The 16,808-nt window shown below is 44.7% G+C and carries 15 protein-coding genes; all 15 read left to right on the plus strand.

Annotated features, from left to right (window positions below):
- Positions 1-249 precede the first annotated feature (249 nt).
- The 15 genes from flgB (at position 250) to flaG (ending at position 16,806) form a co-directional block, all read left to right on the plus strand.
- The gene (gene flgB / locus AB4486_RS13300; RefSeq protein ID WP_004736175.1) at positions 250-645 is read left to right on the plus strand and encodes a flagellar basal body rod protein FlgB; all 396 of its coding nucleotides are present in this window, start codon (positions 250-252) and stop codon (positions 643-645) included.
- A gap of 4 nt (positions 646-649) precedes the next feature.
- The gene (gene flgC, locus AB4486_RS13305) at positions 650-1,063 is read left to right on the plus strand and encodes a flagellar basal body rod protein FlgC (protein ID WP_004736176.1); all 414 of its coding nucleotides are present in this window, start codon (positions 650-652) and stop codon (positions 1,061-1,063) included.
- 17 nt (positions 1,064-1,080) lie between these two features.
- Positions 1,081-1,794 carry a flagellar hook assembly protein FlgD gene (flgD, locus tag AB4486_RS13310; RefSeq protein ID WP_010439286.1) on the plus strand — a complete coding sequence of 238 codons (714 nt, stop codon included), beginning with the start codon at positions 1,081-1,083 and terminating at the stop codon, positions 1,792-1,794.
- A 49-nt stretch (positions 1,795-1,843) separates the two neighbouring features.
- A complete protein-coding gene (gene flgE / locus AB4486_RS13315) occupies positions 1,844-3,148 on the plus strand; it encodes a flagellar hook protein FlgE (protein ID WP_017062260.1) in 1,305 nt (434 codons plus the stop codon).
- A 252-nt stretch (positions 3,149-3,400) separates the two neighbouring features.
- Positions 3,401-4,150, plus strand: a complete 750-nt coding sequence (locus tag AB4486_RS13320; RefSeq protein ID WP_372117350.1) for a flagellar basal body rod protein FlgF — start codon at positions 3,401-3,403, stop codon at positions 4,148-4,150.
- Positions 4,151-4,171: 21 nt separating this feature from the next.
- Positions 4,172-4,960, plus strand: a complete 789-nt coding sequence (gene flgG, locus AB4486_RS13325; protein ID WP_017062259.1) for a flagellar basal-body rod protein FlgG — start codon at positions 4,172-4,174, stop codon at positions 4,958-4,960.
- 88 nt (positions 4,961-5,048) lie between these two features.
- Entirely contained in the window at positions 5,049-5,825 is a 777-nt protein-coding gene (gene flgH / locus AB4486_RS13330) for a flagellar basal body L-ring protein FlgH (protein WP_017066181.1), read from the plus strand.
- A gap of 94 nt (positions 5,826-5,919) precedes the next feature.
- On the plus strand, positions 5,920-7,011 hold the full coding sequence (locus AB4486_RS13335) for a flagellar basal body P-ring protein FlgI (protein WP_017062257.1): 1,092 nt from the start codon (positions 5,920-5,922) through the stop codon (positions 7,009-7,011).
- 13 nt (positions 7,012-7,024) lie between these two features.
- The gene (flgJ, locus tag AB4486_RS13340; protein ID WP_017064131.1) at positions 7,025-7,942 is read left to right on the plus strand and encodes a flagellar assembly peptidoglycan hydrolase FlgJ; all 918 of its coding nucleotides are present in this window, start codon (positions 7,025-7,027) and stop codon (positions 7,940-7,942) included.
- Between the two features lie 220 nt (positions 7,943-8,162).
- On the plus strand, positions 8,163-10,043 hold the full coding sequence (gene flgK, locus AB4486_RS13345) for a flagellar hook-associated protein FlgK (protein WP_017067655.1): 1,881 nt from the start codon (positions 8,163-8,165) through the stop codon (positions 10,041-10,043).
- A 10-nt stretch (positions 10,044-10,053) separates the two neighbouring features.
- Positions 10,054-11,244 carry a flagellar hook-associated protein FlgL gene (gene flgL, locus AB4486_RS13350; RefSeq protein WP_017064129.1) on the plus strand — a complete coding sequence of 397 codons (1,191 nt, stop codon included), beginning with the start codon at positions 10,054-10,056 and terminating at the stop codon, positions 11,242-11,244.
- Positions 11,245-11,662: 418 nt separating this feature from the next.
- A complete protein-coding gene (locus AB4486_RS13355; protein ID WP_017064128.1) occupies positions 11,663-12,799 on the plus strand; it encodes a flagellin in 1,137 nt (378 codons plus the stop codon).
- Positions 12,800-13,447: 648 nt separating this feature from the next.
- On the plus strand, positions 13,448-14,581 hold the full coding sequence (locus tag AB4486_RS13360; protein WP_048616124.1) for a flagellin: 1,134 nt from the start codon (positions 13,448-13,450) through the stop codon (positions 14,579-14,581).
- Positions 14,582-15,168: 587 nt separating this feature from the next.
- On the plus strand, positions 15,169-16,299 hold the full coding sequence (locus AB4486_RS13365; RefSeq protein WP_102321179.1) for a flagellin: 1,131 nt from the start codon (positions 15,169-15,171) through the stop codon (positions 16,297-16,299).
- An 81-nt stretch (positions 16,300-16,380) separates the two neighbouring features.
- Complete coding sequence (gene flaG, locus AB4486_RS13370; protein WP_017060690.1) at positions 16,381-16,806, plus strand: flagellar protein FlaG; 426 nt, start codon at positions 16,381-16,383, stop codon at positions 16,804-16,806.
- The last annotated feature ends 2 nt before the right edge of the window (positions 16,807-16,808 follow it).

Consider the following 16,808-nt stretch of genomic DNA (forward strand, 5'->3'; position numbering starts at 1 on the left):
GCACCGATATTAGGTGTAAGGTTACCGTCTAAATTTAAAACCCAGCCAAGTGCTGGGTTTTCTTTTTCCTGCTTAAGCTATATCTTTAAGTCAGAGTGACATTCCAATTTACTCTATTTTTTGGCTTGTTTATTGCAAGTTTACCCACGAGTAACCTGTAAAAGCATTGATAGACCGCCTTGTTTCAAAAGTTGGTATATATATTGCTTTGGTTATTTCATAACAGTCAGTTCTTGAGTTGAGGTTTACATGGCTATTTCTTTTGACAATGCTTTGGGCATTCACCAGCACACAGTTGGTGTACGTGAGCGTAACGCTGAGGTGCTTTCCACCAATATCGCGCAAGCAAACACGCCTGGGTATAAAGCAAAGGGATTAGACTTTAAGAAATCACTGCAAGCGGCAAGTTCTGGGGCAAGCATTGGTCTTAGCCGTACAGATGGTCGGCACATTTCTGCCTCAACAACGGTGAACGGGGAAACGAAGTATCGCATTCCTACCCAACCTGATACAGGAGATGGCAACACGGTTGATTTGGATTTGGAAAGAAACCTTTTCATGCAAAACCAAATTAGGCATCAAGCCTCTCTCGACTTCTTAGGAAGTAAGTTCAAGAATTTAACTAAAGCGATTAAAGGGGAATAATTAGATGAGTTTATTCAATGTATTCAATGTGACTGGTTCTGCGATGAGTGCTGAATCTGTTCGTCTAAATACGACCTCGAGCAACCTTGCGAACGCGGACAGTGTAAGTAGTTCTGCTGAAGAAACTTACAAGGCTCGTCACGCAGTGTTCGGCGCTGAGTTAAATAAAGCACGCAACAGTGGTCACACTGTGCCTGTGAAAGTATTAGGTATTGTGGAAAGCGATAAGCCGCTAAGCGCGGAGTACAACCCGGATCACCCATTAGCGAACAACGAAGGCTATATCTACAAGCCTAATGTCAACGTTATGGAAGAAATGGCAAACATGATTTCGGCATCACGTGCGTACCAAACAAACGTACAGGTTGCTGACTCGAGTAAACAAATGCTGCTGCGTACGCTGCAGATGGGTCAATAAGGATAAGGAGGTAGCACATGGCTGGAATCAACAACAATGTTGGTCAAAGCGGCTTGTCCTATGTTGACCAGCTGAAGAGTCTTCAAGATGGCGCTAAAAAGCCCGACGAAACAACAGGTAAGCAGGATCTTAAACAAGAAGACTTCTTATCTTTGTTGACTAAGCAACTAGCACAACAAGACCCTTTCAAGCCGGTTAGCAATGACCAGATGATTGCGCAAATGGCTTCATTTGCGACCGTAGATGGCATTGGCAAAATGAATACACAGTTTGAAAGCTTGAATTCATCAATGACCTCTAACCAAGCTCTTCAGGCCTCCTCTTTAGTTGGGCGTGATGTATTGGTTCCTGGTGCGGCAGGTGTAAAACCCGGTGATGGCGGTATGGCGGCAATGGTTAAGCTTCCTCAGGCAATGGACAATGTAATGGTCCGTGTTGAGAACGAAGTTGGCCAATTGGTTCGCACATTTGATATCGGCTCTAAACCATCTGGTGATACACGTGTTGAATGGGACGGAAAAGACGAAGACGGTAACCCATTGCCGGCCGGTAAATACAACGTGAAAGCGTCGGGTTTGCTGGATGGCGAGAACACAGAGTTCCAAGTTTCCAGTTATGCGAACGTGAACAGTGTGCTTCTTGGTAAGGGCGATGGCAACGTACTACTCAATCTGGCTGGTTTCACATCGCCAGTACGACTTGCTGAAGTACTAGAAGTTGGTAAAGCGTAGCTCTTTATTGAGTGACTATGCTAGCTAGATAGATTAGGAGAATAATGGAATGTCATATGTAGCTTTAAGCGGCCTATCCGCTGCACAATTAGACCTTAATACAACCAGTAACAACATTGCGAACGCGAACACATTTGGCTTTAAAGAGTCTCGTGCCGAGTTTGGTGATGTTTACTCAAGCTCGTTGTTCACTAACGCAAAAACGACGGCAGGTGGCGGTGCGCAAGCTAGCCAAGTGGCGCAACAGTTCCACGAAGGTTCAAGTATTTATACGAACAACCCAATGGACTTACGTGTAAGTGGTACAGGTTTCTTTGCAGTATCTAAAGACCGCATGGTGCCAGAGATTAACGAATTAACGCGTAATGGTGCATTTCACCTAAACAAAGACAACTACATGGTTACCGCTAATGATGAGTTTCTTTTAGGTTACGATGTTGATCCAAACTCGGGGGAAGTTCTTTCTTATGCGCCAAAGCCTCTCGACATTCCTGCTGAGTTTGGTAAACCAAAACAGACAGAAAACATTGAAGTAGGGGTTAACCTTCCTGCAAACGGTGATCTTAAAGACCCGGCTGCATTTAACTTCAAAGATGCTGATACTTATAACCGTGCAACGTCTTCGACGGTATACGATTCTATGGGTCAGTCTTACAAGTTAACGACTTACTACCTCAAAGATCAGACTCAACCAAACACTTGGCAAACGTACTACACCATGTCAGATGAGAACGGTGAAAAGCCGGTCAACATTACTGGTGGTGATGCGACGAATGCACAAGGTCATGTTGGTCACACAATGAAGTTCAACAATGACGGTACGTTAGCAAGCCTAAACAATGGTCAGCCGATTAACTCGGAACCACTGGGTGCTGGCGCGAACCCAATTGACTTGAACGGTGCTGATCCAACTCAAGTGCTTAAGTTTGGTCTAGATTCGTCAACTCAGTTTGCCGCTCCGTTTGAATTGACTAAGTTTGATGAAGATGGCGCGACAACAGGTTTCTTAACAAAAATCGATTTCGATGAGTACGGCAGTGTTCTAGGTACTTACTCAAATGGTGAAAACGTGATGCTTGGCCGTGTAGGCTTGGTTCGTGTACCAAATGAGCAAGGTCTGGATAAGAAAGGCGGTACTCAATGGGATTCTACCAACGACTCTGGTGACAAGATCTGGGGTGAATCGAACAAAGGTTCATTTGGTAGCATCAACAACGGCTCGCTAGAGCAGTCGAACATCGATATGACTCAAGAACTGGTTGATTTGATTTCTGCTCAACGTAACTTCCAAGCGAACTCGCGTTCTCTAGAAGTACACAACCAGCTACAACAGAATATTCTTCAGATTCGTTAATCGTTTCGAGCGTTTGAATCATCTGCGAATACCCAATTCAATGTTATTGAATTGGGTATTGTTGTTTGTCTTCTTATTTGCCGCCCCTATTGCCGCCCGGTAATGCCTCTGGCAACAATTATTCCTCAATGATCCTTTGACGATCACCCATCTTCGTTTGTTTTCTATTTAAATTATTGATAAATAACAGTTAAAAATATTGGCACAGTGTTTGCTTTATTAGCCCCAGAAGATGATTTTTGGAGCAAAATTATGGATCGCGCACTGTTTCTTGCCATGAGTGGCGCTAAGCAAAATATGCAAGCTTTGCAGCTACGTGCAAACAACCTTGCCAACGTAAGTACAACGGGTTTCCGTGCTGATTTAGCACAGGCACGTTCAATGCAAGCGTATGGCGAAGGCATGCCTACTCGTGTTTTCAGCATGACAGAGCGTCCGGGTCATAATTTCGCTCAGGGTAGTGTGGTTACTACTGGCCGAGATCTAGACGTTACCATTCAAGGTGATGGTTGGATTTCAGTGATGGACAATACTGGCCGTGAAGGTTTAACACGTAACGGTACCCTAAGGGTTGACCAAAACGGTTTACTAACCAACGCAAGCGGTCACTTAGTGCTTGGTGAAAACGATGCACCAATCACGCTGCCAATCCCAATCAGCAAAGTAGAAATTGGTACAGACGGTACGATTTCGGTGATTCCTCAAGGCGCTCCAGCTGAAGAATTGGCCGTGGTTGATCGTATTAAGCTTGTACGTCCAGACAACCAAAGTTTGTTTAAAGACACGAATGGTCTATTCCGTTCGAAAAACCCAGATCAGGCATACGAAGCAGATGCAGCGGTAACGTTGCTAAAAGGTGCTATCGAAGGCAGTAACGTAAATGCCGTAGGTGAAATGACCAGCCTAATTGACTTACAACGTCAGTTTGAAATGCAGGTCAAAATGATGAGCACAGCAGAGGAAATGGACAAGTCGTCTGATTCACTGCTTCGTATGAGCTAATAGAATTTAAAGGACATTGCTATGCATCCAGCATTATGGGTAAGTAAAACGGGTTTAGACGCCCAACAAACCAATATCTCAACGATTTCGAACAACCTTGCCAACGCCTCAACCATTGGTTTTAAAAAGAGCCGCGCGGTATTTGAAGATCTGTTCTACCAGAATATTAATCAACCGGGTGGTCAATCGTCTCAGAATACTGAGCTGCCAAGTGGTTTGATGCTGGGTGCCGGTTCTAAGGTCGTCGCGACTCAAAAAGTGCACACTCACGGTAACGCACAAACGACATCTAACAGCCTAGACATGATGATTGAAGGCGACGGTTTCTTCCAAGTTGAAATGCCAGACGGTGAAACAGGTTACAGCCGCAATGGTCAGTTCACACTGAACGGTGAAGGCGCGATCGTAACGTCGGGCCAAGGTTATCCTCTACAACCAGAAATTGTGATTCCTGAAGACGCGATCTCGGTAACGGTTGGTAACGACGGTGAAGTATCGGTTCGTCTACGTGGCGAGCAAAACAACGTCGTGGTTGGTCAAATTACCATTACTGACTTTGTAAACCCAGGTGGTCTAGAGCCAGTAGGTCAAAACCTTTATTTGCCAACTGGCGCGAGTGGCGACCCACAAGAGGGTGTACCGGGTTTTGATGGCCTGGGTAACATCCGCCAATCGATGCTAGAAACATCGAACGTAAACGTAACCGAAGAGCTGGTAAACATGATTGAAGCTCAGCGTGTATACGAAATGAATTCGAAAGTTATCTCGTCAGTAGACAAGATGATGAGCTTTGTTAACCAACAGCTGTAATTGGTTTATTCGCCGTTTACTTTTTTAATTAATCTATCTGTTTTTGCTAATTGACCCATTTACCACTGCCTGCTGAGAGTATATCGCCATGAAACGTATTTTTTGTTTAGCTTTGTTTATGTCTATGTCGGGATGTGCTGTTCTGGACCCGATCGAGACTCCGGCAGAAGAAAATGCAACCACAGTGGTTGATGCTGTGGAAGGTGATAAGTCGGCGCAAGAGAGCTCTGGCATTATTGACACGCTTCGTGGGCGAACCGATCCAATTGCTGGTGACCCTGCATGGGCGCCAATCAACCCCAAGCAGAAGCCAGAGCATTATGCAGCGGCAACGGGCTCACTGTTTAATGTGAACCACATTGGCAGCATGTATGACGACTCAAAGCCTCGTGGTATTGGTGACATCATCACTGTAGCGCTAGATGAGAATACTCGAGCGACCAAAAAAGCCAACGCAGACATGTCTAAGTCGAATGATGCATCAATGGAGCCGCTGGCTGTTGGTGGTCAAGATCTGACGATCGACAAGTACAACTTCTCTTATGATCTGAGTAACACCAATACTTTTGCTGGTGATGCGTCAGCCAACCAAAGTAACAGCATCAGCGGCTACATTACCGTTGAAGTCATCGAAGTATTAGCTAATGGCAACCTAGTGGTTCGTGGTGAGAAGTGGATGACACTGAACACCGGCGATGAGTACATCCGCCTAAGCGGTACCATCCGTCCAGACGATATTGACTTCGAAAATACCATTGCTTCAAACCGTGTTTCTAACGCACGAATTCAGTACTCAGGGACTGGCGTACAGAAAGATATGCAAGAGCCTGGATTCTTGGCACGATTCTTTAATGTATCTCTGTAGAGCTTGATAGGACGACGACATACTGACAGCCTCTATCACTGAGCCACATTTAGCTAAGCTATTATAAATTAAAGCAATACAGACAGGTTACTCAATGAAAAAACTGACACTCGTACTATTCGGCATGCTATTTCTTGCCACCAGTGCCCATGCTGCGCGAATCAAAGACGTGGCAAAAGTGGCGGGTGTTCGTAGTAACCAACTTGTCGGTTATGGTTTGGTCACGGGCTTGCCGGGTACTGGTGAGACAACTCCCTTTACCGATCAAACATTTAACGCAATGCTGCAAAATTTTGGCATCCAATTGCCGCCCGGCACTAAGCCAAAAACCAAAAACGTCGCGGCTGTTATTGTGACTGCTGAACTGCCAGCATTCTCTAAGCAAGGCCAAGAAGTTGACGTAACAGTTTCTTCTATCGGTTCAGCAAAAAGCCTTCGTGGTGGTACCTTGCTACAGACCTTCTTGAAAGGTCTAGACGGTCAAGTGTATGCGGTCGCGCAGGGTAACTTGGTGGTAAGTGGCTTTAGTGCACAAGGTAACGACGGTTCTAAGATTGTCGGTAACAACCCTAACGTTGGTATCATCTCTAGCGGTGCGACGGTTGAACAAGAGATCCCAACGCCATTCGGTCGTGGTGACTACATCACCTTCAACCTAATCCAATCAGATTTCACAACGGCTCAGCGTATGGCTGATGCGGTTAATAATTTCCTAGGCCCACAAATGGCTTCAGCGGTAGACGCAACTTCAGTAAAAGTTCGTGCACCGCGTGAAATCAGCCAGCGTGTAGCATTCTTGTCGGCTATCGAAAACATCGAGTTCGACCCTGCTGAAGGCTCTGCAAAAATCATCGTCAACTCTCGTACAGGTACGATTGTGGTTGGTAAGCACGTTCGCCTAAAAGCGGCGGCGGTCACCCACGGTGGTATGACGGTTGCAATTAAAGAAAATCTAAACGTAAGCCAACCGAATGCATTCTCTGGTGGCCAAACGGTAGTGGTCCCTGATTCTGATATCGAAATCACGGAAGGCGATGGTAAGATGTTCAAATTTGAACCTGGCCTAACGCTGGACGATTTGGTACGCGCAGTCAATGAAGTGGGCGCTGCACCTTCTGATTTAATGGCAATCCTTCAAGCACTGAAACAAGCGGGTGCAATTGAAGGCCAATTGATCATTATCTAAGAAGGGGTAAAGCATGATTAAAAATAACAATGACATCGGCTTTATTCACGATATCGGTAGCCTAGACCGCCTTCGTCAACAAGCGGTAAACGGTGAAGAAGGTAGCGAGAAAGAAGCATTAACCGCGGCGGCAAAACAGTTTGAATCGATTTTCACCTCGATGTTGTTTAAGTCAATGCGCGATGCTAACTCGAGCTTTAAGTCGGATATGTTGAACAGCCAGAACGAGCAGTTCTATCGTCAGATGCAAGATGACCAAATGGCGAGTGAGTTAAGCGCTTCAGGTTCGTTAGGTCTTGCAGATATGATCGTGGCTCAACTAAGCGCTGGCCAAGCAAGCGATACGTCTGAAGAGAAGGTTCGCAGTGAAGGCTTTGATGCTTCATTGCAAAGACCGCAATATTCAGGCCGTTCGGAAGAGCGAGCGTCAGACGTTCAACCTGCGCAAGCAGCAAAACAGCCAGTATCCTTTGATTCTCCAGAATCGTTTGTGACCTCAATGAAGCCTTACGCGGAAAAAGCGGCAAGTGCGCTTGGTGTGGACTCGTCTCTTCTATTGGCACAAGCTGCCCTTGAAACGGGTTGGGGTTCTAAAATGGTTAAGAACTCTTTGGGCAACAGCAATAACTTATTTAACATCAAAGCAGATAGAAGTTGGAAGGGCGATAAGGTCGCGACTCAAACTCTTGAGTTCCATGGCAAAACCGCCGTTAAAGAGTCAGCTTCCTTCCGTTCTTACTCTAATTTCGAAGATAGCTTTAATGATTACGTGAAGTTCTTGAACGAAAATCCAAGATACGAAACGGCGCTACAGCATCAAGGCAATTCAGAGAATTTCATCAAAGGTATTCATCAGGCTGGTTACGCAACTGACCCTAACTATGCAGACAAGGTTTTACGAGTTAAAGCCAAGATTGATGAGATGAACTAGCGTCATAAATCAACATAGAGAGCTTGCTACTGGCAGGCTCTTTTCTTCTCCGCCCCTTCAGTTCTTACGCGTAATCCATAGTTATCTCCTTACACTTCGATAAATTATCGTCTTTTAATTTCCTATTGTTTTTGTTGGCACATATATTGCAATTATCTTAGTAATATACGGTTGTAGTTAATCAGTTCATTCTGGTTTTGTTAAGTTTTTTGGGGGCATTATGGCGTCGGATCTTCTGAATGTAGGGGCACAAAGTGTTCTTACGGCTCAGAGACAGCTCAACACCACAGGTCATAACATTTCTAACGCTAACACAGAGGGCTATAGCCGCCAGTCTGTGATTCAAGGTGTGAATGACCCGCGCCAGTACGGTGGGCAATCCTACGGTATGGGGGTACATGTGGAAAATGTTCGCCGCTCTTGGGATCAGTTTGCCGTCAAAGAACTTAACTTATCGACAACCAATGCCGCCAACAAAGGCGATACCGAAGCCAACCTCGATATGTTGTCGAGCATGTTGTCGTCGGTCGCTTCAAAGAAGATTCCAGAAAACCTCAACGAATGGTTTGATTCCGTTAAGACTCTCGCCGATACCCCAAATGATGTGGGTGCGCGTAAGGTCGTGTTAGAGAAAGCAGGGCTTGTAACTAAAACCTTGAATGAATTTCATGAAACAGTTCGTCAACAGTCTGATTCTACGAATAAAAAATTAGATATGGGTATCGAGCGAGTTAACCAACTTGCGTACGAGATCCGTGATGTTCAGCGTTTAATGATGCGAACTCCTGGGCCTCATAATGACCTACGAGATCAGCATGAAAAGTTGATTAATGAGCTTTCTGGTTACACCAAAGTTACGGTGACACCACGCTCAAATGCCGAAGGGTTTAATGTCCATATTGGTAATGGCCATACCTTGGTCTCTGGTAGTGAAGCGAGTCAGCTGAAGATGGTTGATGGCTTACCCGATGCACATCAGCGCCGCCTAGCGATTGTTGAAGGTAAGTCTTTAAAACCGATCACCAGCAGTGATATCGACGGAAAAATCGGCGCCATGTTAGACATGCGTGACGAACATATCCCAGCAATCATGGATGAGCTTGGTCGTTTGGCGACCGCGTTTTCATATGAGGTCAATAGTCTTCAAGAACAAGGTTTGGATCTTAACGGCAACGTAGGTAAGGACTTGTTTACCGACGTGAACTCAGAGCTGGTGGCAAAATCTCGTGTCACGGCTAGCGGGCAATCGAAAGCCGATGTTGCGGTATACATTGATGATACTTCTGCCTTAAAAGGCGGTGAGTATGGACTGAAATACGATGGCAGTGATTATGTCGTGACTAAGCCGAACGGTGAGACCGTTAAGATGGCGACCGACTCTAGCGGTAGTGCTTTTTATCTTGATGGCATGCGAGTGGAAGTACGTAACCCTCCTGAACTAGGAGAGAAACTGTTACTGCGTCCAACGCGTAATTTTGCTGCGCAGATTCATATGGAAACCAAAGACCCGAAAGACATTGCTGCGCAAAGTTATGAGGCATCGACCACGTTTGCCAAGGGTACAGCGGGATTTAAAATCCTAGAAGCAGGTCAACTGCGTGAGTTTGAAGTGATTGTCTCACCAAAAGGTGAGCAGTTTGCTGTGACGGATCCGAAGGGTAACATTTTAATGCAGCCTCAACCGTATCCGCCACAAGGGCCAGTGACCATCAACGGTACAACGTTTGAGCTCACACCCGGTGCGGTGGCAAATGATAAGTTTACGGCAAACCTTGTCCCATCAGAAGGTGACAACGGTAACCTGCGTAAGCTACAAGATCTTCAAACAGGAAAGCTGTTGAATGATGGTGAGTCTACGATTTTAGACCTTTACCACAACTTGAATACTAATACGGGCTTGAAGTCTTCAACGGCAAATCGCCTGAGTGATATTGCGACATTAGAAAAACAGTCGGCTCAAGAACGTATTGCTTCTATCTCGGGAGTAAACCTCGATGAAGAAGCGGCAAACATGATGAAATTTCAGCAAGCGTATATGGCTTCTTCACGTATCATGCAAGCAGCCAACGATACGTTTAACACTATTTTGGCTCTGAGATAGGAAGGTATAAATGTTGAATCGTATCTCTAGCTTCCATAATTATCAGTCAGTACAAAACGACTTGCGCCGTCAAGAGAACAAGGTGCATCACAACCAAGCACAACTTGCTTCGGGTAAGAAGTTACAGTCGCCAAGTGATGACCCATTAGCGACGCACTATTTACAGAACATTGGTCAGCAGTCAGAACAGCTTAAACAGTATGTCGATGCGATTACTCTAGTCAGAAACCGTCTTGAGCATCATGAAGTATTGGTTTCTAACACTGAAGGCTTTGCTGATGAAGCAAAACGAACCGTGATGGAAATGATCAACGGTGCGCTTTCTCCGGAAGACCGTTTAGCTAAGAAGCGTGAAATTCAAGAACTGGCGAATAACTTCCTGCATTTAGCCAACTCTCAAGATGAGTCGGGTAACTACACGTTTGCAGGCACTAAGCCGAAAAATCAGCCTTTCTTTCGAGATAACGAAGGGAATGTGACATATCAAGGTGATGACTACCAACGCAAGATGCGTGTGGCAAGCAGCTTTGAAATGGCAATGAATGATCCGGGCAGCAAGATGTTTATGGAAATAGACAACCCGTTCGGTGACTACGAACCTCAGTACGAGCTTGAACCTGCGTCTGAGTTATTGCTCGGGCGTGCGACCAACAGCGATGAAGATGGGTCTACTTATAAAGTGACGTTTGTCGACATGCAGACGGGCAATTTCGCTTATCAGCTTGAAAAAGACGGCGCAGTGGTTGCGGCAGAAGATTTTGATCCTTCGACAGGCATTGTTTATGAAGGGCTGAATATTCAAATCAAAGGCCAAATCACTAAAGGTGATTCGATCACCTTAGAACCACGAGAGACTTTCTCTATCTTTGATACGTTCAAAGAGGCTGCTGAGCAGGCTGAAAACCCGGTATCGGATGCATCAGCAACAGCGAAACTGCACCAAGTAACTGAAGAGTTCCACGCTGCGTTTATCCATTTGACCAAGGCAAGAACCGATGTTGGTGCACGCTTGAGTACTTTGGATATTCAAGAGCAACAACATGAAGATTTCAAGTTGTCTTTAGCAAAAGCAAAAAGCAACTTTGAAGACTTGGATTACTCGAAAGCGATCATTGAGTTCAATGAAAACTCTCGAGCACTACAAGCTTCTCAACAAGCGTTTGGCAAAACCAAAGACCTGACCTTGTTTAACTATATTTAACGATCAATCGGTATTTAATGGTGGCTTGTCGATCACCATGGCGTTGATTCCTTGCCGTATGTGCTATGCCATACGTGCGAATGACGCCACAGTTTGCCGCTTTTTTGTACGAAGCATGATGTTTCTAGAATAGCGGCAAAAAACGGCAATAAGGAAGGTGAATGTTTTTCATCTTCTAATAGTAGAAAATCATAATTGCGCAGTGTTGTTTGTAAGCTTCTGATTTTTAGATAATTAAAAAATTATTTATATGATATTAAACTTGGCATACAACTTGTATCTGTGTTGGTTATAAATGATTAATACAGATCTTAAACCTTGTATAGGGTTTATCGAGTAATACACGGTCAGTGCTTATCCATATGAGAGTAAAGCTGGCCGCTTCGCAGAAACTTTGCGAACTCATAAGGAGAGCAAAATGGCTATCAATGTAAGCACTAACGTATCTGCTATGACAGCACAGCGTTACCTGAATAAAGCATCTAATGATTTAGCGACTTCTATGGAGCGTTTGTCATCTGGTCACAAGATCAACAGCGCGAAAGATGATGCGGCAGGTCTGCAAATCTCGAACCGTCTAACCGCTCAGTCTCGTGGTCTTGATGTGGCAATGCGTAATGCCAACGACGGTATTTCGATTGCTCAAACAGCAGAAGGTGCGATGAACGAATCGACTAACGTACTACAACGTATGCGTGATCTAGCGATTCAATCATCAAACGGCACTAACTCGCCGGCAGAGCGTACTGCACTGAACGAAGAGTCAATGGCACTTCAAGATGAGCTTAACCGTATTGCGGAAACCACATCGTTTGGTGGTCGTCGTCTACTGAACGGTTCATTCGGTGAAGCTTCATTCCAGATCGGTTCTAACTCTGGTGAAGCAATGATCATGGCTCTGACAAGTATCCGTGCAGATGACTACCGTATGGGTGGTACTACGTTCGATTCAGAAAACGCGAAAGATAAGAACTGGGAAGTGCCGCCAACAGCGAGCGATCTTAAGTTCGAATTCAAAACCAAAGCGGGTGAAGACATCGTTTTAGATATCAATACCAAAGCGGGCGATGATATCGAAGAGCTTGCGACTTACATTAATGGTCAGTCTGATCTTGTGAACGCATCGGTTACTGATGATGGTCGCATTCAACTGTTCGTTGCTGAACCTGACCTTGACGGCCCAATGTCGATCTCTGGTGGTCTAGCGTCTGAGCTAGGTATTAAGAGTGAAGGCCGCGCAACCTCGGTTCAAGATGTTAGCTTAACCAGCGTTGCGGGTTCACAGAACGCGATCAGCGTGATTGATTCTGCAATGAAGTACGTGGATTCACAGCGTGCTGATTTGGGTGCAAAACAGAACCGTCTAAGCCACAGTATTAATAACTTGGCAAACGTACAAGAGAACGTAGACGCTTCAAACAGCCGAATCAAAGATACGGACTTTGCGAAAGAGACGACGCAAATGACCAAATCACAAATTCTGCAACAAGCAGGTACTTCAATACTTGCTCAAGCAAAACAGTTGCCTAACTCTGCAATGTCATTATTGCAATAGTTATTGGTTGAACTTGCTGCTCGTGTTCAGACGTGAGCCATGCAGCAAGGGAAACTGGCAAGCATACTTACTATTGAATGTTTAGCTCTCTCATCTCTCACCTGCTATCCATTTTTGCAGTAAGAATGCAACGGCAAGTCGGAAATGTGTTCATTTCTCGATGATCTCCACACAGGCTCTGACGCGCCAACTAGCCCCGGTTCTCTCAAAGGAAAAGGGGCTTTTTCCTTTCTGTATTTCTTGTTTTTGCTATTTATTTTCCTGTGAACTTTCTCGCACTACCTTTTCCAAATCTCTATTTGATGGTTCTTCTTCACGACAAATAATGTCATCTATTACACAAGATTTGCGTAAGTCAGAGATCTTTGGCGATTGATCATTTCTCGACCTTGAGCCATTTAGACGGCGGTTCGTACGCTTTCTGAACAGATTAAGATCTTTTTCCAATTGAAATCTATCGCTGTATTAGAAAATGATGAAAATTAAGTTGTTGATAAATATTAGATTAATATTTTTTTTGTGGTTTTTTGAAAGTTTTTCTAAAGCTTCTGATTTTCGCGCCGTTATTAAAAGTAACTTTGAGAGAACTACTTGGTTTTCCGAGACGTCGGAAACCGCTATACCGGAAAATCAATTGGAGAAATCACCATGGCAGTGAATGTAAATACAAACGTTTCAGCGATGACAGCGCAACGTTACCTAAACAACGCAAACAGCGCACAACAAACATCAATGGAGCGTCTAGCTTCTGGCTCAAAAATCAACAGCGCAAAAGATGACGCTGCGGGTCTACAAATCTCGAACCGTTTGAACGTTCAAAGTCGTGGTCTTGATGTTGCTGTACGTAACGCGAACGACGGTATCTCAATTGCACAAACAGCTGAAGGTGCAATGAATGAGACGACTAACATCCTGCAACGTATGCGTGATTTGTCTCTACAATCTTCAAACGGCTCAAACTCAAAATCTGAGCGTGTAGCGATTCAAGAAGAAGTAACAGCGCTGAACGACGAACTGAACCGTATCGCGGAAACGACGTCTTTTGGTGGCAACAAGTTGCTTAACGGTACTCACGGTACTAAATCATTCCAAATCGGTGCAGACAACGGTGAAGCGGTAATGCTTCAACTGAAAGACATGCGCTCTGATAACGCTCAGATGGGTGGTAAGAGCTACCAAACTGAGAACGCGAAAGATAAAGATTGGAACGTTCAAGCAGGCTCTAACGACCTAAAAATGTCGTTCACTGATAACTTCGGTCAAGCACAAGAAATCGACATCAGCGCAAAAGCGGGTGACGACATCGAAGAGCTAGCAACGTACATCAACGGTCAACAAGACTCTGTTAAAGCGTCTGTAACTGAAGACGGTAAGCTACAAATGTTCACTGGTAACAACAAGGTTGAAGGCGAAGTGGCATTCTCTGGCAGCCTGGCTGGCGAACTAGGCATGCAACCTGGCAAAGACGTAACGGTTGATACTATCGACGTAACATCAGTTGGCGGCGCACAAGAGTCTGTAGCTATTATCGATGCGGCACTTAAGTATGTAGATAGCCACCGTGCTGAGCTAGGTGCTTTCCAAAACCGTTTCGACCACGCTATCAGCAACTTAGACAACATTAACGAGAACGTTAACGCATCTAAGAGCCGTATTAAAGATACCGATTTCGCGAAAGAAACGACTCAGATGACTAAGTCTCAGATCCTTTCTCAAGCTTCAAGCTCGATTCTTGCTCAAGCGAAGCAAGCTCCGAACTCGGCACTTAGCCTACTAGGTTAATCGATTAAAAAGCTACGTTGACTATAAGCGTCAACGTTAGGCTTCCACAAATTAGCTCGTGGTGAGAGATGAGCGCTAAACAGACCCAGCTTCGGCTGGGTTTTTTATTGCCTGCAATTTGGAGAAGGGGGGAGTTTTGGTGTTGGTCGTTGATTGGAAAGCGAGATTCCCTATCACGCTCGCTCCTCACTGTAGGGAGTGACGGGAATTGGGAAATGATGGTTTCCTCGCTTACTACATCGAAGCAGTCTTTCGTCACCCCAGAATCGAGTAGAACGAGATATCAGGGATCTCTTCTGACTTTATATTCAACACTACGCTGATTAACTTAAATAATGGGGCAACTTTAGCGAATGTCGCCCTATTAATTGAAGCCTGATCACACTTTTCTTTGTTGTTGAAAAGAATACGAAAAAAATCGCATTTTTTATTAAAGCTTCTAATTAAGGGGCCGTTAAAGGGATTGAGAGAAATGATATGTACCAATGTAAGGTGAGAGAGACACTGGTGCATAAACAAATTGACATGTATTTGTGTGAGGTGAGAGTCACATAAGTGCATTAAAAAATGCCTAAAGGAGATCAACTATGGCGATTAATGTAAACACTAATGTGTCTGCAATGACGGCTCAGCGCTACCTGAATAGCGCGGCTGAAGGTACTCAAAAATCAATGGAGCGTTTGTCTTCTGGCTATAAAATCAATAGCGCAAAAGATGATGCTGCAGGCCTACAAATCTCTAACCGCTTAACGTCGCAAAGCCGTGGCCTAGATATGGCTGTGAAAAACGCGAATGATGGTATCTCTATTGCACAGACAGCTGAAGGTGCAATGAATGAGTCAACCAACATTCTGCAACGTATGCGTGACCTTTCTCTTCAATCTTCAAATGGTTCAAACAGCAAATCTGAACGTGTTGCGATCCAAGAAGAAGTCTCTGCTCTGAACAAAGAACTTAACCGTATTGCTGAAACAACTTCTTTTGGTGGTAACAGGCTTCTTAACGGAACTTACGGTAGTCAATCTTTCCAAATCGGTGCAGATTCTGGTGAGGCGGTAATGCTTTCTATGGGGAACATGCGCACCGACACTCAAGACATGGGTGGTAAGAGCTACGGCGTTACAGAAGGCAAAGATGCTTCTTGGCGTGTAGGTGCGGGTGCTGATTTAACAATCAAATACAACGATAAGTTTGGTGAAGCGCAAGAGCTATCTATCTCTGCTAAAGAAGGCAACGATATCGAAGAGCTAGCAACTTACATCAATGGTCAAAGCCAAGACGTTAAAGCGTCTGTGGGTGAAGGCGGTAAACTGCAACTTTTCGCTTCAAGCCAAAAAGTTGAAGGTGATGTTGAGTTTGGCGGCAGCCTTGCGGGCGAACTAGGTATCGGTGCTGGTAAAGACGTTACCGTTAACGATATCGACGTAACTTCTGTTGCAGGTGCAAACGAAGCAGTATCTATCATTGATGGTGCTCTAAAATCTGTTGATAGCCAACGTGCTTCTCTAGGTGCTTTCCAAAACCGTTTTGACCATGCAATCAGCAACTTAGACAACATCAACGAAAACGTTAATGCGTCTAAGAGCCGTATCAAAGATACCGATTACGCGAAAGAAACAACAGCTATGACGAAGTCTCAAATCCTACAACAGGCGAGTACTTCTATCCTAGCTCAAGCAAAACAGTCACCATCAGCAGCTCTAAGCTTATTGGGCTAAACTTACCTCGGTAAGTAGCGGTAAACTCTACTTTAGGTAGAGTTTTACTGTTTGGCTCATAAAGGAGGGAGGGAGAGTGTTATGGAAATACCATCTAACGCATCGAACATCCAGCCTTATGGCTCACCTAATGGCATTAAAATTGCAAGCGATGAAGGTAGTAGTGCGTCGAGTATTTCGCGACTAAAAGAAGCAACATCTTATGGCAAGGTAGAGAAATCGAAAGAGGAAGCTACTGAAGCGGCGATTCAATTAGCTCAACATAGACAAGAGTTAAATGATGAAGAGCGAGTCAAAATGGTGGAGAAGGTAAACGAGTTTATCTCCTCTCTCAATAAAGGTGTGGCTTTTAAGGTCGATGAAGAATCTGGGAGAGATGTGGTTACCATTTATGAGACCACAACCGGTGATATTATTCGCCAGATCCCTGATGAAGAAATGCTTGAAATTCTAAGACGCCTAGCAGCCCAAAACTCGAATAGTCGAATATTTGAGGTGAAGGTTTAAGT

Source organism: Vibrio sp. 10N.222.55.C6, assembly GCF_041473395.1.
GTDB classification, from domain to species: domain Bacteria; phylum Pseudomonadota; class Gammaproteobacteria; order Enterobacterales; family Vibrionaceae; genus Vibrio; species Vibrio crassostreae_C.